The sequence below is a fragment of the Pseudomonas gregormendelii genome (assembly GCF_017114825.1).
Taxonomy (GTDB): Bacteria; Pseudomonadota; Gammaproteobacteria; order Pseudomonadales; family Pseudomonadaceae; genus Aquipseudomonas; species Aquipseudomonas gregormendelii.
The window spans coordinates 14,990-35,888 of record NZ_JADEVO010000036.1; the positions used below are offsets into that span (position 1 = coordinate 14,990).

16 protein-coding genes are annotated in these 20,899 nt (G+C 61.3%); 12 read left to right on the forward strand and 4 right to left on the reverse strand.

Translation table 11 applies throughout. From position 1 onward, the window contains the following. Nucleotides 1-487 precede the first annotated feature (487 nt). The 4 genes from IMW75_RS21475 (at nucleotide 488) to IMW75_RS21490 (ending at nucleotide 5,484) form a co-directional block, all read left to right on the forward strand. Nucleotides 488-1,291 (forward strand): HpcH/HpaI aldolase family protein, encoded by an 804-nt coding sequence (locus tag IMW75_RS21475; RefSeq protein ID WP_045060484.1) that lies wholly within the window; start codon nucleotides 488-490, stop codon nucleotides 1,289-1,291. 130 nt (nucleotides 1,292-1,421) lie between these two features. After that, nucleotides 1,422-2,180, forward strand: coding sequence for a TSUP family transporter (locus tag IMW75_RS21480; protein ID WP_205893696.1), 759 nt, complete (start codon nucleotides 1,422-1,424; stop codon nucleotides 2,178-2,180). Nucleotides 2,181-2,246: 66 nt separating this feature from the next. Then, nucleotides 2,247-3,986 (forward strand): 6-deoxy-6-sulfo-D-gluconate dehydratase, encoded by a 1,740-nt coding sequence (locus IMW75_RS21485; RefSeq protein ID WP_045060485.1) that lies wholly within the window; start codon nucleotides 2,247-2,249, stop codon nucleotides 3,984-3,986. Between the two features lie 37 nt (nucleotides 3,987-4,023). Beyond that, complete coding sequence (locus tag IMW75_RS21490; protein WP_205893697.1) at nucleotides 4,024-5,484, forward strand: 3-sulfolactaldehyde dehydrogenase; 1,461 nt, start codon at nucleotides 4,024-4,026, stop codon at nucleotides 5,482-5,484. Between the two features lie 45 nt (nucleotides 5,485-5,529). On the opposite strand, the gene IMW75_RS21495 is transcribed toward IMW75_RS21490, so the two are convergent. After that, complete coding sequence (locus IMW75_RS21495) at nucleotides 5,530-6,594, reverse strand: LacI family DNA-binding transcriptional regulator (RefSeq protein WP_045060487.1); 1,065 nt, start codon at nucleotides 6,592-6,594, stop codon at nucleotides 5,530-5,532. Between the two features lie 229 nt (nucleotides 6,595-6,823). Here IMW75_RS21495 and IMW75_RS21500 point away from each other — a divergent pair, with 229 nt between their 5' ends. The 6 genes from IMW75_RS21500 (at nucleotide 6,824) to IMW75_RS21525 (ending at nucleotide 14,464) form a co-directional block, all read left to right on the forward strand. Beyond that, nucleotides 6,824-8,581: a solute:sodium symporter family transporter gene (locus IMW75_RS21500; protein ID WP_205893698.1), complete on the forward strand. Its 1,758-nt coding sequence runs from the start codon at nucleotides 6,824-6,826 to the stop codon at nucleotides 8,579-8,581. Then, the gene (locus IMW75_RS21505; protein ID WP_205893699.1) at nucleotides 8,581-10,626 is read left to right on the forward strand and encodes an alpha-glucosidase; all 2,046 of its coding nucleotides are present in this window, start codon (nucleotides 8,581-8,583) and stop codon (nucleotides 10,624-10,626) included. Before IMW75_RS21500 ends, IMW75_RS21505 begins: the two co-directional genes overlap by 1 nt. Before the next feature lie 142 nt (nucleotides 10,627-10,768). Continuing rightward, on the forward strand, nucleotides 10,769-11,845 hold the full coding sequence (locus IMW75_RS21510) for a porin (protein WP_045060490.1): 1,077 nt from the start codon (nucleotides 10,769-10,771) through the stop codon (nucleotides 11,843-11,845). Nucleotides 11,846-11,878: 33 nt separating this feature from the next. Then, nucleotides 11,879-12,778, forward strand: coding sequence for an aldose 1-epimerase (locus IMW75_RS21515; RefSeq protein ID WP_205893700.1), 900 nt, complete (start codon nucleotides 11,879-11,881; stop codon nucleotides 12,776-12,778). Beyond that, nucleotides 12,775-13,650 (forward strand): 6-deoxy-6-sulfogluconolactonase, encoded by an 876-nt coding sequence (locus IMW75_RS21520; protein ID WP_045060492.1) that lies wholly within the window; start codon nucleotides 12,775-12,777, stop codon nucleotides 13,648-13,650. Before IMW75_RS21515 ends, IMW75_RS21520 begins: the two co-directional genes overlap by 4 nt. Before the next feature lie 28 nt (nucleotides 13,651-13,678). Next, nucleotides 13,679-14,464: a sulfoquinovose 1-dehydrogenase gene (locus IMW75_RS21525; RefSeq protein ID WP_205893701.1), complete on the forward strand. Its 786-nt coding sequence runs from the start codon at nucleotides 13,679-13,681 to the stop codon at nucleotides 14,462-14,464. A 16-nt stretch (nucleotides 14,465-14,480) separates the two neighbouring features. On the opposite strand, the gene IMW75_RS21530 is transcribed toward IMW75_RS21525, so the two are convergent. Further along, complete coding sequence (locus tag IMW75_RS21530) at nucleotides 14,481-14,684, reverse strand: hypothetical protein (protein ID WP_205893702.1); 204 nt, start codon at nucleotides 14,682-14,684, stop codon at nucleotides 14,481-14,483. A gap of 545 nt (nucleotides 14,685-15,229) precedes the next feature. Between IMW75_RS21530 and IMW75_RS21535 the strand changes: the two genes are divergently transcribed. Then, nucleotides 15,230-15,829: a trypsin-like peptidase domain-containing protein gene (locus tag IMW75_RS21535; RefSeq protein ID WP_045060495.1), complete on the forward strand. Its 600-nt coding sequence runs from the start codon at nucleotides 15,230-15,232 to the stop codon at nucleotides 15,827-15,829. Between the two features lie 220 nt (nucleotides 15,830-16,049). Here the strand turns inward: IMW75_RS21535 and IMW75_RS21540 are convergent, their stop codons facing one another. Beyond that, a complete protein-coding gene (locus IMW75_RS21540; protein ID WP_205893703.1) occupies nucleotides 16,050-17,093 on the reverse strand; it encodes an AraC family transcriptional regulator in 1,044 nt (347 codons plus the stop codon). A gap of 9 nt (nucleotides 17,094-17,102) precedes the next feature. Then, nucleotides 17,103-18,017 (reverse strand): GGDEF domain-containing protein, encoded by a 915-nt coding sequence (locus IMW75_RS21545; RefSeq protein WP_205893704.1) that lies wholly within the window; start codon nucleotides 18,015-18,017, stop codon nucleotides 17,103-17,105. 336 nt (nucleotides 18,018-18,353) lie between these two features. On the opposite strand from IMW75_RS21545, the gene IMW75_RS21550 reads away from it, so the two are divergent. Next, a complete protein-coding gene (locus IMW75_RS21550; protein ID WP_205893705.1) occupies nucleotides 18,354-20,882 on the forward strand; it encodes a TonB-dependent receptor in 2,529 nt (842 codons plus the stop codon). The last annotated feature ends 17 nt before the right edge of the window (nucleotides 20,883-20,899 follow it).

Consider the following 20,899-nt stretch of genomic DNA (forward strand, 5'->3'; position numbering starts at 1 on the left):
GCGCGTTATCGTTGACGGTTTTCGCGAGCCAGCTCGCTCCTACAAAGGTCAGTCGCTGTACCGGGCATTTGTTTCATCAGCGGAATCACCTATGCGCAATTCCTGAAGCAGCCTACTCAACAGTACACGTCCACACATGATTCATCCGGTAAGCCGCCCGGGTAAACCTCACATCCGATACCAGAACTATCCCGCGCTGCTGCAGCGCGGCGGTCATTTGTACGAGTGTCTCTGCTTCAATTGTCATCGCTGGCTCCTGGTCAGAAAGTACTGCGTTACGTAATTCTTGACCGAATGGTCAACCAGACAATTCCATTTTTTTATCCCTCGATCCCCTACCCAAGGACTCAATCAACAACCACAAGTAAAAATCGTAGCGCTGCGATTATTTCTGGAATATGCTTTCAGTCCTAATTTGCAGCGCTGCGATTTTGCTTTCAAGCACCGCCAGTAGCGCCGCCACCCCATCTGAAACCGGAGGCACGCCATGTCCGACGTACACTCAACCCAGACCTTTGCCAGCCGCTTGAACGGCCCCAGCGCTCCCATTGGCACCTGGCTGATGTCCGGGTCTGCAAGCACCGCCGAAGCCCTGGGTTACGCCGGTTTTGACTGGCTATTGGTCGACATGGAACACGTGCCCATCGAATTTCGCGATCTGTGGCAAATCCTCCAGGCCATCCACTGCGGGGGCGCCCAGCCGATTGTGCGGGTTGCTGCCAATGACCCGGTGCTGCTCAAGCGAGCACTGGACCTGGGTTCGTTCAACGTCATGGTGCCGTTCGTGGAGAACGCCGAGCAGGCGCAGGCGGCCGTCAACGCGGTGAAGTATCCCCCGTTGGGCAACCGCGGTTTTGCCGCCGTGCACCGTGCCAGCCGCTATGGCACCTGGGCCAACTACGGCAAGGAAGCCAACGACGCAGTGACTTGCATCCTGCAGATCGAAACGCCAACCGCGCTGGCGAACCTTGAAGAAATTGCCGCGATTGCCGGGGTCGATGCGCTGTTCCTTGGCCCGGGCGATCTGTCCGCAGCATGCGGTCACATCGGTAATCCGGGGCATCCAGAGGTTCAGGCAATGATCAGCGATGCGATCGTGCGCGCCAGCCGTATCGGCATGCCGATGGGGATAGTCGGCGGCACGCCTGAACTGGTTCAAAGTTATCTGGAGCAGGGGTATGCCTTCGCCGCAGTGGCTTCCGACCTGGCGATGATGATGAAGAAGGCCAACGAGTTCCTCACGGTCCTGAAGGCTCATCAGGCGCCCGTTGCGGTCACCACGCCGTATTGATTGACCTCAAGCCGGGCGGCTTCAGGAACCGGTGAAAATCACTCGCAGTCTGGCCCTCAGGAGTACTCATGGCAGTTGCAAATTCCCCGACCTGTCGGCCCCCTGGCCTGTTCGAGACAGCCTGTAAATGATGAGCGTCTGGTCACATGTGGGGTTTCTGCTCTGTGTGGCGCTGGCCACGTTTGCGCAGAACACCACGGGTTTTGCCTTCGGCCTGTTGCTGTTGGGGCTGACCGGATTGTTGCAGCTGGCGCCGGTAGAAACCGTCGCCAATGTCAGCTCGATCCTGACGTTGATCAACGCCTTTGTGTTGCTGCGCCGTCGCCCGGCCCTGGCGCCGAAGCTGCTGGCGCTAATCCTCGGGTGCAGCCTGCTCGGCGTGGTTGCAGGGGTTGAATTGCTGGGCTTGTTGGGGGCGCATGAGCGGGATCTGCTGCAGTTGGTGCTGGGGTTGACCATCGTGCTGTGCAGCTTCCTGCTGGTGGTTCAGTCGCGCCACCTCGAGCGACTTTCCGGATGGCTCAGTTTCAGCGGGTTCGCCGGGTTGTCCGGGGTCATGGGCGGGTTGTTCTCCAGCGCCGGTCCGCCCCTGGTCTATCAACTGTATCGCCAGCCACTGGCGGCGCAGGTGGTGCGCGACACCCTGATCGTGGTGTTTGCGCTGAACGCCTTGTTGCGATTGGGCCTGCAGTCTTACGCCGGGCGTCTTGAGGTGAGTGCGGGTTACCTGGCTCTGGAAGCGGCGCCCGTGGTGTTCGCCCTGACCTGGTACATGCGCCGCCGGCCACCCGCGATCAAGGCACGAACGCTGCGCATCGGCGTCTTCGTCCTGTTGCTGCTGGCAGGGGTGAGCCTGCTCATGCGGCCGTTGCTGTCCATCCACTTTTAAACAATCACCGACACCGTCGAGACCCATTTGGGAGACGGCCTTTTAGAGTCAAGCGGAAGCCATTTCATGTCAGATAAACACAAAAAACTGGAAGAGCTACGCAGCCAGCGCTGGTTCGCTCCGGACACCATCCGCGCCTTTGCCCATCGCCAGCGCATGCAGCAGATCGGGTTGCGACGCGAGGAGTTCATGGGCAAGCCGGTGGTCGCCATCCTCAACACCTGGAGCGAGTTGTCACCCTGTCATTCGCACCTGCGCGAACGTGCCGAAGCGGTCAAGCGCGGCGTTTGGGCAGCAGGCGGATTTCCGGTGGAACTGCCGGTGCAGTCGGTGGGCGAGGTGATGGTCAAGCCGACCACCATGTTGTATCGCAACCTGTTGGCCATGGAAACCGAAGAGCTGCTGCGCTCCCTGCCCATCGATGGTGCGGTGTTGCTCGGCGGCTGTGACAAGTCCACGCCCGGCTTGTTGATGGGTGCCCTGAGCATGGACCTGCCGATTCTCTATTGCCCTGCCGGGCCGATGTCAAACGGCCAATGGCGTGGAGTGAAGACCGGCGCGGGTACCCATACGAAGAAGTTCTGGGATGAGCGGCGCCTGGGGCTGATCGATACGGTGGCCTGGGAAGAACTGGAAGGCGCCATGACCCGCTCGATCGGCACCTGCAACACCGTGGGCACCGCGTCGACCATGACCAGCATCGCCGATGCCATCGGCTTCACCCTGCCGGGCGCGTCGAGCATTCCGGCGGCTGATGCGGGGCATCCGCGCATGGCTTCGCAGTGTGGCGAGACCATTGTCGATTTGATCTGGCGCGACCGTCGGCCTTCCACCTGGCTGACCCCTGCGCACTTCGCCAATGGCGTGGCGGTTTACATGGCCATGGGTGGCTCGACCAATGCGGCCATTCACCTGATTGCCATCGCCCGTCGTGCCGGGATCGACCTGACGCTGGAGCAATTAGCCGAGACTGCGGCCAAAATCCCCGTGCTGCTGAATCTGTTCCCGTCCGGCAATGCACTGATGGAGGACTACCACTTCGCCGGCGGCCTGCGGGCACTGATGCGCGAGATCACGCCGTTCCTGGCGCTCGATTGCGCCGGGGCCACCGGGCAAACGTGGGACGCGTTGCTGGCCGATGCCAAGTGCTACGACAACGATATTATCCGCAGCCTCGATAACCCGGTGGTGGGCCTTGACCAAGGCGCCACGCTGGCGCTGCTGCGCGGCAACCTGTGCCCCGATGGCGCGGTGATGAAGTCTTCTGCCGCCAGCCCTGCATTGCGCAAGCATTCCGGGCCGGCGCTGGTGTTCGACGACCATGAAACCCTGAGCCGAATGATCGACGACCCGGGGCTGCAAATCACCGCAGACACCGTGCTGGTGCTGCGCAATGCCGGGCCCGTCGGCGCGCCAGGCATGCCCGAGTGGGGCAATCTGCCAATCCCGAAAAAGCTGCTGGAAGCCGGGGTGCGCGACATGCTGCGCATTTCCGACTCACGCATGAGCGGCACTCACTACGGCAGCTGTGTGCTGCACGTCGCGCCGGAAGCGGCCGTGGGTGGGCCGCTGTGCCTGGTGCGCAGCGGCGACATTATCGACCTGGATATCGACGCCGGCACCCTGAACATGCGCGTCAGCGACGAAGAGCTGGCTCGCCGGCGTGCTGCGCACGTGCCGGTTCATCGCCAGTACGGCCGCTCTTTCGCGGCGCTGTATCAGCAGCACGTGACCCAGGCCAACGAAGGCTGCGACTTCGATTTCCTGCAAGCGGGGGAAGTCGTACCCGAGCCACCTATTCATTGATCCGACTTTTTCCGATCTGCACAGGAGTTCGAACCTCATGCTCAACCTCAAGGATTCTTCGCTGTTCAAACAGTTGGCTTATATCGACGGGCAATGGGTCGGTGCCGACAGCGGTGCGACTTTCGATGTCACCAACCCGGCCACTGGCGAGTTGATCGCCAGGGTGCCGCAAATGGGTGAGGCCGAAGCCGAGCGGGCCGTGATTGCTGCACACAAGGCATTCAAGCAGTGGAAGCGCAAGACCGCCAAGGAGCGCTCCGAGTTGCTGCAGGCCTGGTACAGCCTGATGCAGGACAACCTCGATGACCTCGCGCTGATCCTCACTGCCGAGCAGGGCAAGCCATTGGCCGAAGCCCGCGGCGAACTGGCCAACGGCACTTCGTTCGTGCAGTGGTTCGCCGAGGAAGCCAAGCGGGTCTACGGCGACACCGTCCCGCAGCCGTCGGCGGACAAGCGCATTCTGGTCACCAAGGAACCTATCGGCGTGACGGCGGCCATCACGCCGTGGAATTTCCCCCACGCGATGATCACTCGCAAGGTCGCGCCGGCGCTGGCCGCCGGTTGTGCCATGGTTCTGCGCCCGGCCAGCCAGACGCCGTTGTCGGCCCTGGCGCTCGCGGCGCTGGCGGAGCGTGCGGGTATACCGGCCGGGGTATTCAGCGTCGTGACCGGTAGCGCGACTCAGATTGGCGGCGTGCTGACGCGGCATCCACTGGTGCGCAAATTCAGCTTTACCGGTTCGACTCCGGTGGGTCGCCTGTTGATCGGGCAATGCGCCGACACGGTGAAGAAAGTCTCCATGGAGTTGGGTGGCAATGCGCCGTTCATTGTGTTCGATGATGCCGATCTGGACGAGGCCGTCGAGGGCGCAATGCTGTCCAAGTTCCGTAATGCCGGGCAGACCTGCGTGTGCGCCAACCGAATCTACGTACAGGACAGCGTCTACGATCAATTCGCCGAAAAGCTCGCCGCCGCCGCGCAAAAACTGGTATTGGGCAATGGCATGGAGCAAGGCGTCACCCAAGGACCAATGATCGACGAGGCGGCCGTGCGCAAGGTCGAAGAGCACATCGGCGATGCCTTGGAAAAAGGCGCCCGGTTGGTCACCGGCGGGCAGCGTGCGGCGTTGGGTGGCAGCTTCTTCGAACCCACCGTACTGACCGGTGTTACCGCTGCCATGAAGGTCGCCCAGGAAGAGACATTTGGGCCGTTGGCGCCGTTGTTCCGCTTCAGCACCGAAGAAGAGGTCATCGAGCGGGCCAACGACACCGAGTTTGGCTTGGCCAGCTACTTCTACACCCGCGACATCGGGCGGGTGATGCGCGTCAGTGAAGAGCTGGAGTACGGCATGGTCGGCGTCAACACGGCGGCCATCGCCAATGAGATGGCGCCGTTCGGTGGGGTCAAACAGTCCGGCCTGGGCCGCGAAGGATCGCGCTACGGCATCGAGGACTACCTGGAAATCAAATACGTGTGCCTGGGTGGCGTCAATCGCTGACAGCGCCAGGCTGCAAGCGATGCGGGCGGCTGTGTGCCGCCTGCATCAATCTGGCACTGCGCAGGTGCTCTCGCGCACGATCAGTTCGAACCCCAGGTCCACGGTTTCCGGCTCGGCGGGCAGGGTGCCGGTTTCGATCCACTGCAGCAGGCGAGTGGCGACCGTACGACCGATCTCCAGCGGGTACGGGCGCACGGTGGTCAGGCGCGGCGCGCTGAGCTTGCTCAGGGGCAGGTCGCCGAAACCGGCAATCGCCAGCTGGCCGGGCACATCGATGCCGCGACGACGGGCTTCGAACAGCGCGCCAATCGCCAGCACATCGTTGGAGCAGCACAAGCCCTGCGGCTGATCTGCAGTCTTGGCCAGCTGGTCGAACACCTGGGTCAACACCACCTCGGAAGTACTCTCCTCCAGGGCGATGATCGTCGCCGTGCAACCCTTTTTTTCCAGCCAGGCACGAAAGCCCTCGGCACGTTTTTGTGCGCGATGGTCAAGGTGCATGCGCGAGCCGACATAGGTGAAGCGGCGCACGCCGGATTGGTACAGGTGCTCGGCGAGCGCCGCGCCGACATCCTCGTGGAAGAACCCGACCTGCAGATGAAACGGCTCGTCACCCAGTTCCCACATTTGCGCCACCGGGATGCCGGTGGCTTCGAGTAGCGACCGGGCGGCTTGATGCTGGTTACCGGTGAGCACCAATGCCGCAGGGGACCAGGATAAATGTGCTCGCAGCAGCTCCAGTTCTCGGTCGGGGTCGTAGTTGCTGTTGCTGATCAGCAGCTGATAGCCCCGCGCTTCGAACACGTCCTGCATGGCTTGCAGGGTCTCCGAGAAAAACGCGTTGATCATCGAAGGCACTATGACCGCTACGGTGCGGCTGTGGGAAGCGGCCAGGGCGCCCGCCAGGCGATTGATGGTGTAGCCGGTCTCGGCGATGGCTTCGCGGATACGCTCGGCACGCTTGCTGGAGACAGCGTCAGGATCGCGCAGGAACAGTGAAACGGTACTGGGCGAGACGTTAGCCCGCTCGGCGACTTCGTCCATGGTTACGCGATTGCCTTTGCGACGGCCCGGATTGCCGTTGGCGATGGTTGCCGGTAAGTCGCTCATCTGTTTCCTCGGGTGCAAAAGTCCAAGAGAATGAAAGCAGGGCGCTTTCAAGTCAATCACGAGCATGCCAGCTCGGCAAAATTCGAATGCGAACAAAAATGCGCGTAAAACGAAGGAAAAATCGTAGCGCTACGATTTTGCTTGGTTTATGCTCGGCGCGTACCATTTAGCAGCGCTGCGATTTTATCCGAGCGTCTACCCAACCCGTGTTGGAGAACAACTATAAAAAATGAATACGTCCCTGTTCACCTTCCTTAGCATGCTGTTCTTTACCGGCCTGGTGGCCGCCATTTCCTGGTCCTTCACGCGCAAGGCCAAGGATGTCGGTGCCCACGGCTACTTCATGGCCAGCGGTGGGCTCAACGGTTGGTTTATCGCCGGCTCGATGATGCTCACCAACCTGTCCATCGACCAGTTGATCGGCCTCAACGGTGACTCCTATGCCCACAACCTGAGCTCCATGGCGTGGGAGGCCACTGCGGCCGTCTCGACCATCGCCCTGGCGTTGTTCTTTTTGCCGCGCTACATGCGTGGGGGCTTTTCGACGCTGCCGGAGTTCATTGAAAAGCGCTACGACGTCACCACCCGTCGCGTGGTCAGCGCGCTGATGGTGGCCACCTACACGCTGGTCTTGAACCCCGCGTCGCTGTACCTGGGGGCAATCACCTTCAACCAGATTTTCGACCTGCAAGGCATTCTCGGCTGGTCCTATCCGGCCACCATCTCGCTGCTGATCGTCAGCACCGGGGTGATTGGCGCGGCGTACGCGGTACTGGGCGGCCTGCGCGCGGTAGCGGTGTCGGACACCATCAACGGCATCGGCCTGTTGGTAGTGGTCATCCTGATCCCGATCATTGGCCTGTGGACCCTCGGCCAGGGCGATGTACTGTCCGGCGCGCAGACGATCATGCAGGACTCGCCCGAGAAGCTGAATGCCATCGGCGGCCCGCAGGACAAGGTGCCGTTTGGTGCGATTTTCACCGGGATGATTGTTGCCAACCTGTTTTACTGGTGCACCAACCAGGCGATCGTGCAGAAGAGCATGGCGGCGAAAAACCTCGCTGAAGGGCAGAAGGGCGTGCTGTTGTCCGGTTGCCTGAAACTGCTCGTGCCATTGGCCATGCTGATGCCGGGTGTCATCGCCTGGCACCTGTTCCGCGATCAGCCGCTGTCGAACTCCGACATGGCCTATCCGGCGCTGGTGTCAGTGTTGATGCCCTGGTGGATGAAGGGGTTCTTTGTGGCCGTGATCTTCGGCACTGTGATGAGTCACTTCAACGCGATCATCAACGGCACGGCGACCTTGCTCACCTACGATTTCTACAAGCCGTTGCGACCCCTGGCCGATGATCAGGCACTGGTGCGCTTCGGCAAGCGCGTGAGCATCCTCGCTGCCCTGGTGTCGCTGGTCGTGGCGCCGATGCTGATGTATGCGCCGGAAGGCATCTACGCGGTGCTGCGCCGCTTCACCGGGTTTTTCAACATGCCGATCATTGCCATCATGCTGTTCGGGTTCTTCAATGCCCGCGGCGGCGCGTTCCCGGCCAAGCTGGTGCTGGGCCTGCACGCCTTGTGCTACGCGGTCTTCGTGCTGGGCCTGAAAATCGATGTGCGCCTGGGCGTCAGTTTTATCCATGTGATGGGGATCATGTTCGCCATCGAGATGCTGATCCTGATCGCTTTGCGCAACCGCTACGCCCGGGCCGAGCCTTACGTGGTGCAGACCTCGAGCCGGATCATGGACCTGACGCCATGGCGCCATGCGGGCAGCTTCAGCATCGTGCTGCTGGCCGCACTGGTCTCGATCTACCTGACTTTTTCTCCGCTGGGAGTGGCCAGTGCGGCCGGGCCGAGCAGTTGGTTCGTACCGTTGTTGGCGACGGTGTGGGTCGCGGCGCTGGCGGCCATCAGCGTGGTTCGCCGTCGCTGGCGCCAGCGCGAACCTGATGCCAAATCCTCCCTGCCAACCTGCGAGGTGCAATCCTGATGACGTCTTCAACTTCACTCGCCACTGCCGCTTTCGTCCAGACCGAGGGTGACATCCGCCTGGTGGTCGATGGCCGCGTGTTGTTCTGTCACAGCGAGCGCAACCCGGCGATCTTCGTCGGCCAGGGCGAGGCGGACATCAGCATGCAGCGCGGCAACTTCTCCATCCGTGACTATGTCCAGGAACGGCTGGCCTTGCGTCACGCCTGGCTTGACCAGGCCGCAGCGCGCCTGGATTTGCGCGCCTGGGTCGACGGCCCGGTGCTGCTCAGCCTGAGCCTGCAAGTGCAGGACAACGTGTTGCGCCTGGTGCCACAGAATGTTGACGCGGGCATCAACCGCCTGTGGTTGCGGGTACCGGCAGCAGCGGATGAGCATGTCTGGGGTTGCGGCGAGCAGATGTCGTATTTCGACCTGCGCGGGCGCAATTTTCCGCTCTGGACCTCGGAGCCCGGAGTCGGCCGGGACAAGTCGACCTGGCTGACCCTGCAAGCGGACAACGAAGCCAATGCCGGCGGCGACTACTACCACACCAACTATCCGCAGCCGACCTACATTTCCTCCCAGCGCTACTGCCTGCATGCGGTGACCACGGCCTACGCCGATTTCGATTTCCGCCACCAGCAATTCCATGAACTGCAGTTCTGGGCGGTGCCCAAGGCGTTCGAATTCCTCCTGGCCGATGACTTCGTGCAACTGGTCAGCCAGGTATCGAGCCATTTCGGTCGCCAGCCGCGCCTGCCGGAATGGGTCATGAAAGGGGCGATCCTGGGCTTGAAGAACGGCCGCGAACATGCCCAGGCGCGTCTCGACGATGCGCTCGACCAGGGCGTCGCGGTGAGCGCCTTGTGGTGCGAGGACTGGGAAGGCCTGCGCATCACCTCCTTTGGCAAACGCCTGTTCTGGGACTGGCAGTGGAACAGCACGCGCTACCCCGATCACGCCGCCTGGGTGGCCAGCCTTGAAGCACAGGACATCCGGTTCATGGGCTACGTGAACCCGTACCTGTGCAACGACGGTCCGTTGTTTCAGGAAGCGCAGGAAGCCGGTTACCTGGCCACGCGAGTCGAAGGCGGCACCTATCTGGTGGACTTCGGCGAGTTCCTGTGTGGCGTGGTCGACTTCACCTTGCCGGCAGCGGCGCAGTGGTTTGAAGAGCGAATCCTGCGGCGCGAGATGCTCGACAAGGGCTTGTCCGGCTGGATGGCCGACTTCGGCGAGTACCTGCCCATCGACCTGAAACTGGCCGGCGATGCCGACCCGATGCTCGAGCACAACGCCTGGCCGGTGCGCTGGGCCGAGGTCAACGCACGGGCCATTGCCAACGCGGGCAAGACCGGCGATGCGCTGTTCTTCATGCGGGCCGGCTACAGCGGCGTGCAACGTCATTGCCCATTGCTGTGGGCGGGGGACCAGTCAGTAGACTTCAGCCGCCATGACGGATTGCAGACGGTCATCTGTGGTGCGCTGTCCTCGGGTTTGCTCGGCAATGCCTATCACCACAGTGATATCGGCGGCTACACCAGCCTCTACGACAATTGCCGCACCGGCGAACTGTTCCAGCGCTGGGCCGAGATGGCGGCGTTCACTCCGGTGATGCGTACCCATGAAGGCAATCGCCCGGACCAGAACCTGCAGTTCTGGCAGGACGCCGACACCTACGCGCATTTCGCTCGCATGACCCGACTGTATGTCGGCCTGCGTCCGTACCTGCAAAGCCTGGTGGATGAAGCCGAGGCCAGCGGGTTGCCGCTGCAGCGTCCGCTGTTCCTGCACTACGAGCAGGATCCCGAGACCTATTCGATCCAGGATCAGTACCTGTACGGCAAAGACCTGCTTGTAGCGCCCGTGCACGCCGAAGGTCAGCGCGAGTGGACGGCCTATCTGCCTCGTGGCGATCAATGGCAGCACCTGTGGAGTGGCGAGCGATATGCCGGCGGCCAGCGCGTAACGGTTGCAGCGCCGCTGGGTCAGCCTCCGGTGTTCATCCGCGTCGGCAGTCGCTGGCAGGCGACCTTCGAAACCCTGGCGGACCTCGCTCTGTGAGTTGAATCCTTTCTCGGTACGCAGCGCCTTGTGCGCCTCCTTCACGGGAGGCGTCGGGCCTCCCTGCGCCTTGAGATCGCCAATACCTGTACCCGAGTAAGCGAACTTGAATAATAAAAATTACGTTTTTGCTGCTTTTGCCATGACCTGCTCCCTCCTGGGAAATTCTGCCAATGCGGCCTCACCTTTGGTCTTCAAGGCCGGAAACCTGAGCATCAACCCTTACGGGATTCTTGATCTGTCGCTGCAGGGCGGCAAGTTCACCGACGATCACCCGGGCCATACCATGGTCTCGGACGGCAACCTGCAGGCGTCCCGAATTGGCCTGAAGATCGACTACGCACTGGGCAACAGCGGCTATGGCATTCGGGCGTTCGGTGAGCGCGGCCTGGTGCTGCGCAACATCTGGCGCACCGGCTACAACGAGGGCAGGATCTCCACCAACCGTGGTTATGGTGCAGGGGTGACCGGGCCATTCGGTTCGGTCGACATGGGCAGCCTGTACATGCCGATCTACTGGGTGTTCCTTGATTCGGACGTGGCGATGTATGGCCTGTCCAACATGGCCTCGATCATGAGCCTGGAACACACCACGACCTTGGGCAAAAGTGGCACCGGCGGCTTTTATGACACCACCGTGCGCTACCGAACCCCGGAGGTCCATGGGTTTTCCAGCGAACTGGGGTATTCCTACGGTAACTCCAGTATTGAAAACGGTCCGGATCAGAACCGCACCAGCGGCTTCAACCTGCGCTATCGCGATGGTGATACAAGGCTGGGCTACGGCTTCAACCAGCACGATTCGGCTCCCTCGCTGACGACCGGTGAGTTGTACCGGCAAAACACCCACGTGCTCTCCGGCACCGTGCGGCTCGGTGGAGTGCTGTGGGGCGCGAACTACGTCTACTCCGAACGCGATACCGACGTACGCTGGTTCGCCTCTGCGCAGATGGTCAACGCACGCATCACTTTCGGCCCCGGTGACATCACGCTTGGCGTCTCGCACCGTATCGAAGCCGAGGGCGCACGGGCCTGGGCCACTCACGCGGGCTACCTGTATTCGCTTAATACCAATACCCAGCTCTACACCTACGTGTCTCACATCGAGAATAATGCCGACTCCGGGCAGGGGTTTGCGCTGTTGAGTGAAAGCTACCCGAGCGTGCCCAAGGGGTACGACCCGTGGGCCATGACAGCAGGTATCCGTTGGGGATTCTGAGCATTGATGAACAGTTGGAACAAGGCGCCACCCATGAACATTCTTGGTCTGCACAGCGGCGATCTGCAGCTCGACGTACTGCCACAACTGGGCGGTTCCCTGGCCGGTCTGCGGCACCGGGATTTTGCGCTGTTGCGGCCGTGGGATTGCACCCCCAACGTTCGCCGCTCAGCGTGCTATCCGCTGGTGCCCTATTCGAACCGCATCGCAGAAGGGCGCTTCCAGTGTGGCGGGCACGAATATCAATTACCACGCAATTTCGGCGAGCATGCTCATCCGCTGCATGGCGTGGGATGGCAGCGTGAGTGGCAGGTGGTTGATTGCACGAGCCATGAATGCCACCTGCGTCTGTCCCATGATCCTGCCGGGGAGGGCGGCGAGGATTGGCCATTTGCGTTTGAGGTCGATCAATATGTCCGCCTTGATGAGCAGGGGGTTTCCCTGTCGATGACGTTGCGTAATGCCAGTCAGCAGCCAATGCCGGCCGGTTTGGGTTGGCATCCGTATTTCCCCCGACACCAGGGGGTCGAGCTGTCATTTGCCGCATCGGCGGTATGGCTCAACGGTAGCGACTCGTTGCCCCAGGAGCGCCTGCCGGTGCCGCCACCGTGGGACTTTGCCCGGCGTCGGGCGCTCGATAACGTCGGCCTGGACAACTGTTTCGAAGGCTGGCATCGCCAGGCTTTAGTGTATTGGCCGCACGCTGGGGTCGGCGTCGAGATCACCGCGCAGGAAGGGCTGGATCACCTGGTGGTTTTTACGCCACCGGCACCTCAGGATTTCATTGCGGTCGAACCGGTCAGTCACTTGAACAACGCCATCAACCTGCCTGCGCCCCAGGCCCACGGCATCGTTTTATTGGGCCCCGGGCAGGACATGACGCGTACCCTGCGCATGAGCATCAGGTTCGATGGATCAGGAGCAATCGTATGAGTTACACCGTCAAATGCGTGGTCGATCAAGTCAGTGAACTGGGCGAATGCCCGGTGTGGTCGGTCCGGGAGCAGGTGCTGTATTGGGCCGATATTCTCGCCGGCCAATTGCATCGGCTGGACCCGCAAACCGGGGGAGTGACCAGCCTGACGCTGGGCGAGCACCTGGGCTGTTTCGGCCTGCGTCGTCAAGGCGGCTTCATCGTCGCCCTGCGCACTGGCATCTACTTGCTGGGCGAGGACGGAACACTGGGCCGCAAGCTTGCCGACAATCCCTGCGGGCCCACAGACAGTCGTTTCAACGATGGTCGAGTCGATCCTTGGGGACGTTTCTGGGCCGGGACGATCTGGCAACCCCGGGACCGCAATGGCGCCGTCCTGATGCGCGTTGATGAGCACATGAATGTGCAAGTCATGGCGCACGACGTCATGGTGTCCAATGGCCTGGCGTTCAGTCCTGATCGGGCCTGGATGTACCACAGCGACACACCCAATCATGTGCTGTATCGCTACCCCCTTGATGGCCAGGGCCAGCCGGGGCCCCGGCAGACTGTTCGCACCTTCGAGCGCGGCCCGGGTGGGCGTCCGGACGGCGCCGCGTTCGACAGTGAAGGGTGCTACTGGAGTGCGCAGTTCGACGGCGGCCGCATCCTGCGATTGGCACCGGATGGCACCCAACTCGACGAAATTCGTGTCCCCACGCGATGGCCGACCATGGTTGCTTTTGGCGGCCCGGACCTGCGCACGCTGTACATCACCAGTTCCCGGGAAAACCGCAGTGCCGAGGAGCTGGCGACCTGGCCGCTGTCAGGTTGCCTGTTTTCGGTAGAGGTCGATGTGGCCGGTTGCCCCGAGCCTTTGTTTGCCGGTTGAGTTTCCCTATTTTTGCAAGGATTGAATCATGAGCCAGCATACCCAAACGCGTTACCCGTCCCTGACCGGCAAAGTCATCCTGATCAGTGGCGGCGCCTCAGGCATTGGCGCGGCATTTGTCGAAGCGTTTCACGAGCAGGGCGCCCGCGTCGCTTTCCTGGATCTGGACCAGGCTGGTGGCCAGGCACTCGCTGCTGCGCTGGGCCAGGACCGGGTGAAGTTCCTGCCCTGCAACGTGCGCGATATCCCGGCGTTGCAGGCCGCCATCGCGGCAGTCGAAGCGCAATGGGGGGCGGTGGATGTGTTGATCAATAACGCTGCCCGCGACGATCGCCATCCCATGCAGGACGTCGACGTCGACTACTGGGATGAACGTATGCAAACCAACCTGCGCCACGCTTTTTTCGCCGCCCAGGCGGTCGCCCCGGGAATGACCCGGCGCGCAAGCGGGGTGATCATCAACATGGGCTCGATTTCGTGGATGAGGGGCCGTCCCGGCATGGTCTGCTATACCACTGCCAAGGCTGCAATCAATGGTATGACCCGCACCCTGGCGCGGGAACTGGGTGACAGTGGCATTCGTGTCAACAGTCTGGTGCCGGGTGCGATTCGCACTGCCCGCCAGGATGCCATGTGGGCCAGCGATCCGGCGGGACTGGAATTGGCCAGTCAGAATTTCATCGACCAGCAAATGCTCAAGTTCCGCCTCGACGCCAGCGATTGCGCACGCATGGCGCTGTTTCTGGCGTCTGATGACAGCCGCGGCTGCACGGGACAAAACTTCGTGGTGGACGCGGGGTTGTCGATTCAGTAGAAGCGGCGGATATCCGTCACATTCCGTAACCGGCAGCTTGACCGGCCTGGTTATCCTGCGCGCCCGCAATCAGGTGCAGCGGCATGTGCTGCACCTCAAGGGTGGTGACTTCAAACCCGCCCACCACCTGAGCCTCTCGCTCCCCCGGGGCGATGATCTCCGCTTCCTTTGCCTTAGCCATTTTCGCGTGGTTCGCTGCGATTTCATTGAGAGTTGACACGATACGTCTCCCGGTGACTGACCAAGCGTAGTGCTGGCGTCCTTGTTCGTTGATAAATTGCCGTCGCGTCAGAAATCCGTTGTTCTGGGGCAGCTATCGGCGTCCATTGCAATCCTTGAGCCAGTCGGGGCCGGGAAATCAGGAGAGGATCATCGACCGGATGATCGGTACTCGCGCTCGCGTCTCCGTGACAATTTTGAGCTTAGGCCAGATTGTGAAACACCCTGTGAATTTTGTAAAACGGCGTCATAGAAAAAACCGTGGAAGTGATATTTATATGGCGTTATTTAGGCGCCAATAATCAGTCTTAGTGTATGTAACCAAAAGCAATTGGAATTAGCACAATTCATTTGCTCACGTTTAAAGAACATCGGCCATAAATAACAAAGTACCGGTGCAGAGCCTTCGGCAAGGATCACTACAACTAAAAAAATAAAAATTGACGACAAAAAACAGTCTCGTCCTCCCTATTAAGTCGGTGACTCATCATGATCAAGATCATGGCCTGCTTTTTAATAGGAGCTGTACTCGCAGGATGCAACGGCATGGTGAAACCCGATTTTTCGGGGCCCGCCAACGACTCATACTTCACCGTTTTTTCAGGCTTTCCTCTTCCCTATATGTATATGGCTTCGGCTGTGCAATGGAACGAGGAGTACGCCGTGACGACGCGTCACACTCCGCTGATCCCCAATGTGCAATACAGCTGCAGTACCGGCTGCGACTTGGTGTTCATCCGTCACAAAGCCAACGGCCGCTATCCCGCCTGGCGTGCGCCACGGGTAGGCGAGGCCATCACCGCCGTGGGCTCCAGCCCCTACATGGCCACCGCGACCGGCAAGGGCAAGGTGTATCAGGCGCCATTTATCAATACCGATGAGAACAGCGGCGATCTGTACGCCATCCACGATGCACCGTTGGTCAAGGGCATGTCCGGTGGGCCGGTCATCGGCAACGATGGCAACATTGTCGGGATCAACATGGGCTTTTATTCCACGACGTTACACGATGTCAGTGCCCATCCCGGAGTGAAAGGCGCCGAGCGCATCAGTGTGTTTATTCCGTATTCGATCATTCAGCGCGAATGGCTGTTATTACAGGCTAAACTTGAAACGCCGCGCGGTACCCGGTTGGCCGCCAAGTAACCAACTGCAGGCCCGGTCAATAGGGCGGGCCTGCACTTCGGCAGTCTAAAGATCTTTCTTGAATTCCTTTTCCAGGTGTTTGTCGCCCTTGTGCCGCTCTTTGTCGAGGTGGGTAGCTTCGTTATCTATTTCTTCGTCAGCGTGCTTATCGGCTTTATCCATTTCGTCGGCATCTTGATCAATGCCTTTGTCTATCTCACGATGGTCATGGCGGACGCGGCTAGCCCATGCCGGAACCGAACAACTGACGAATCAACTTAGGCGTGCTACCGGTCCAGCGCTTGAAAGAACGCCGGAAATTTGCCGCATCGTTGAAACTCAGGTACTCGGCCACTTCTTCGTTGCTGAAGCCTTTGATTTGATACAGGTACAGCGCCACGTGCTTGCGCACCAGATCCACCTGTTGCTGGAACCCGGTGTGGTGTTTTTGCAGTTTGCGTTTGAGTGTCGCGGGGCTCACGGCAAAGGCGTGCGCGGCCTGTTCAAGACTTGGGGCCTCGCGCACGTGGGCCTGCAGGTAGCGGTAGACGCAGTCGACAAAACTTGCAGTGAAACCCAGCTGATCGATTTGCCCCTGGGCTTCCTGCCGGGCGACCTGGCCGACCGTTGCCGAGCAGTTGGGCCAGGGCCGGACGAGGTCCTCGCGGGGGATGCGCATCAGGTCCAGGGGACGTTTGAACTGCGTGTCTTCGCCCAGGTGCACCCAATACTGCTCGACGTAACGCGGCTCGGCGTGGCTGAAACTGCACTCCCACGGCAGGCGCTGGCCACTCTGGGAGCGGCTCATGGCGACGATCGACGTCATGCTCGCCTCTAGCAGGAAGCGCCACTGCTCGGCGGCGCCGCAGCTGTCCAGCCAGTAGAAATAGGCGTGCTTGTCGTCCATTACCAGGCGTGGTGCGGCCAGCGGGCTGAGCAACGCCTGTTGCTGCACCAGGGTATCGAGTGCCTGGTGCAGATTTTGTGCATGGCGCAGGGCGTGGCTGGCAGGGCCGTAGTGCCCGGGCAGCAGGCGCTGGCCGAACAGAAAGCTGCTGTCGTCGGCATCGAGCAGGCGCCGGCTGTTGTCGATCAGGGCCAGGAATTGCTGCGGGCTCAGGCGCGTCTGTCCGGCCAGGATGTCGTCGTGGAACAGCCCGGTACCGCGCAGCAGGCGATGGCTGTCGATGTCCCGGGACAGCGCCAGGTCGATCAGGGTTGCCGGCTGGTAATGCCCGGGAATGAAACGGCTGTCGCTTTCGTACCAGGTATTTTTAAGGGTCATCGCCGCGCCTCAGGCTGTTTTTGCCAGGGGCTGCTTGGCGCGCGCCAGTGCCAGGTTCAGGCGTTTTAGCAAAACGTCAGGTGCCTCATCCATGGCCATCACCACGGCGGTGCTGGCGGACAATTGCAAGCGCTCGCCATGCTGACGGGTTTTGTGGGCCAGGCCATGCACCGCCTGCTGCAGTTCCAGGGCTAACAGCCGCGCCTGGCTTTCCCCAGTGTTGGGCAACACCACCACGAAACGGTCGCCAGCCAACCGGCACAGCAGGTCCTGGCGGCGCAGGTTGAGCAGCAATAAATGGCTGATGGCTTGCAACACCGCATCGCCTTCGGCATGCCCGAACGCCTGATTGATCGCGGTGAAGTTGTCCAGGTCCACGGCAATCAGCGACAGCGGCTGCTCCTGGGCAAGACTCTGCGCCAGGCTGGCAGTCAATTGGCGCTTGAGATAATCGGCACCCCCCAGTGGCGTCAGCTTGTCGAACAGACGGTGTTCGCGGAACAGCTTCTCGCGCTTCTCCATTTGCGCGCTGATCGCCAGCTGCTCGCGATGCCAGTGATAGATGCCGATGGTCAGCAGAATCATCCCGACCGGCATCGGCCCGGATTCCAGCCAGTGATCCCAGGTAATGCTGTCGGGCAGGCGAATGAACTCGTCGAGGCTGTCGATCCACCAGGAGAAAAAGATGCAGCTCAGGCCCAGGGCCAGGTAGTTGGTCACGCGGCCAGCGGGGCGACTCTTGAGCACCAGCCCCAGCCAGACCAGCGCCAGTAGCGCCGAGCCGCCTTCGCCGATGATGTCCAGCCACACCCACTCGCTGACGCTTTTCAGTTCGCCGCAGGCCAGGTGCAGGAGCAACCCGAGATTGGCCGCCACCAGGAGCAGGACGAGTTTCCAGCGATGGGGTTTGAGCACAGAGAACATGGCCGCGATCCTTTGGCGAGTGACAGTGCGCGTCAGCACAGCAGATGTTTGTGACAGGCGGGTGACGGGGGCGGGGGGTCGAATCAGCTCAGTGATGCCGCCACATTTTTATCTGATCAAGCGTCCCTGTGGCGAGGCAGTTTGTGTTGCCACAGAAGTTGCGTCAGGCGCGGCAGGTCATTTCAGCTCATTTGCGCCCGCCGATTCGCGCAAAAGCGCGTTTTGAAGCCTTCCCTGCCACCCCCTGTCACAGAACCGTCATCACGCAACCCTAGCTTGCCCTCCCAGTTGCCGGGCCACTTGCCCGGCGTCAACGGACTCTTGGGGGGGACATTCATGTACAAGCGCAGCAGCACAGCCGGGTTTGTCGGTTTCACGCTTACCGCTCTGGCCATGGCGATCGCCAGCGAACGGCTGAGTGCCGCCGAATCGGCGACCACCACCGAGCACGTGCAGGTCGTGGGGCAGGCCGCGAGCATCGACCAGGCGCTCAAGGAACAGCGCAGCGCCGACAGCATCAAGAGCGTGGTGCACGCCGACGGCATGGCTCAGCTGCCCGACGAAAACGTCGCTGAAGCGGTGCAGCGCCTGCCCGGGGTCAGCGTCGAGCGCGACCAGGGCGAAGGCCGCTTTGTCAGCGTGCGCGGCCTGGGCCCCGACCTCAACAGCGTGACCATCAACGGCACGCTGGTGCCCTCGCCGGAAAGTGAGCGTCGCGCCGTAGCCCTGGACGTGTTGCCCTCCGAGCTGGTGCAGTCGCTGTCGGTGATCAAGACCCTGACCCCGGACATGGACGCCAACTCCCTGGGCGGCACGTTCGATGTGCAAAGCCTCTCGGCCTTCGATCACAAGGGGCTGTTCTATACCGGCAGCACTGAAGCGAGCTACGACAAGAACACCCACCAGACCAGCCCGAAATTTTCCGGCGCCGCCAGTAACCGGTTCAGCCTCGGTGACGGCATCGACAACTTCGGCGTCGCCGCAGCATTGAGCTGGCAGAAGCGCGATTTCGGTTCGGACAACGTCGAAACCGGCGGCGCCTGGGACTTCGAGCAAGGCGCCCGGCTGCAGGAGTTCGAGCAGCGGGACTACGACATCAGTCGAGAACGGGCAGGCGGTGGACTCAACTTCGATTACAAGCCTGACGACCTCAGCAGCTATTACCTGCGCACGCTCTACAGCCGCTACAAGGACAGCGAGACGCGCAACTCCACGGCGTTCGAATTTGCCGACCCGTTGGCCGCCGCAGAGACCGGCGATGCCGAGGGCTCACGCAAGCTCAAGCAGCGCGAAGAGACCCAGGAAATCCAGTCCTACGTGCTCGGCGGCGAGCGCCTGTTCGGCCTCTGGACCCTGAGCGGGCAGGCCGGCTACAGCCGTTCCAGCGAAGACAGCCCGGGGCACATTGCCAACGCTGCCTTCGATGGCACCGATGATTTTGCCGACAGTGGGTTCTACGACAACGAAAAGCCACGTCCGATCATCGGCCAGGGCTTCTACGACCCGGGCAATTTCAGCCTCGACAAGGTTGATTGGGAGAAGCAGCGCACCACCGATACCGAAAAGAATCTGCGCCTGGACCTGGCCCGGGATTATGACTTCAAGGGCTACGCCTCGCAGGTCAAGTTCGGCGGCAAGGTCAGTCGCCGCAACAAGGACAATGATCTCGACGCCTGGGTCTATGAAGACTTCGATGAGCTGGGTTTCAACGACCAGCAGCTCAACCTGGCGCAGTTCCAGAAAGGCACCGTGGACTACCGCCTGGGCCAGTTCGGGCCGGGCATCAGCCCCAGTGCGATCAAGAACCTGATCGGCGGCCTTGATCGCGACGATTTCTACGACGAGACCGAGTCGCGGGTCAACGACTTCAAAATCAGCGAAGACATCAACGCCGGCTACCTGATGAATACCATCGACATCGACGACTGGCGTTTCATCGCCGGCATGCGCTACGAAGGCACCGAGTTCGAAGCCAAGGGCACCGGCGCCACCGATGGTGAGTTTCAGGCGACCGACACCAGGCGTCGTTATCACCACTGGCTGCCGGGGCTGCATGCGCGTTATCAGCTGGACAAGAACACTCAGGTCCGCGCGGCCTGGACCAAGTCTGTTGTACGCCCGACCTTCGGCCAGCTGGCCCCGGGGTTTGTCATCGACGATGACGAGGCTACCTTCGGCAACCCGGACCTCAAGCCCTTGGAGTCGAGCAACCTCGACCTGGGCATCGAGCACTTCATGGGCCGCGCCGGTACCGTCTCGGCGTTCGTGTTCTACAAGGACATCCAGAACTTCGTCTACAACACCGACCTTGCCGGTACCGGTGCGTGGGTCGATTTCGCCGAGGCGCACACGTTCGCCAATGGCGACAGCGCCAAACTCTATGGCCTGGAATTGGCCTACTCGCAGAAATTCGATTGGCTGCCTGCGCCATGGAACGGCCTGCTGATCGGTGCCAACACCACCTTCAGCCGCTCCGACGCCGAGATCAAGGGCTTTGATGCCGCCACCGGCACTAACAGCAAGCGCAGCATCGACCTGCCCAGCCAGTCGGACACCGTCGGCAACCTGATGGTTGGCTGGGAGGACGACAAGCTGAGCGTGCGCCTGTCTGCCAACTACAAGTCCGATTACCTCTACGAACTGGCGTCCATCAACGACAAGGCCCACGACCTGCACGTCGACGCCCAGACCTTCGTCGATTTCAGCGCGCGCTATTCGCTGACCAAGGACCTGCAAGTGAGCTTCGAGGCGCAGAACCTCACGGACGAGTCGTACTTCGTCTACACCGGGCAGCGCGCCTACAACGGCCAGTACGAAGAGTACGGCCCGACCTTCAAGCTCGGCCTGACCTTCACCCACTTCTAAGCCCGGGATGGCCGCCG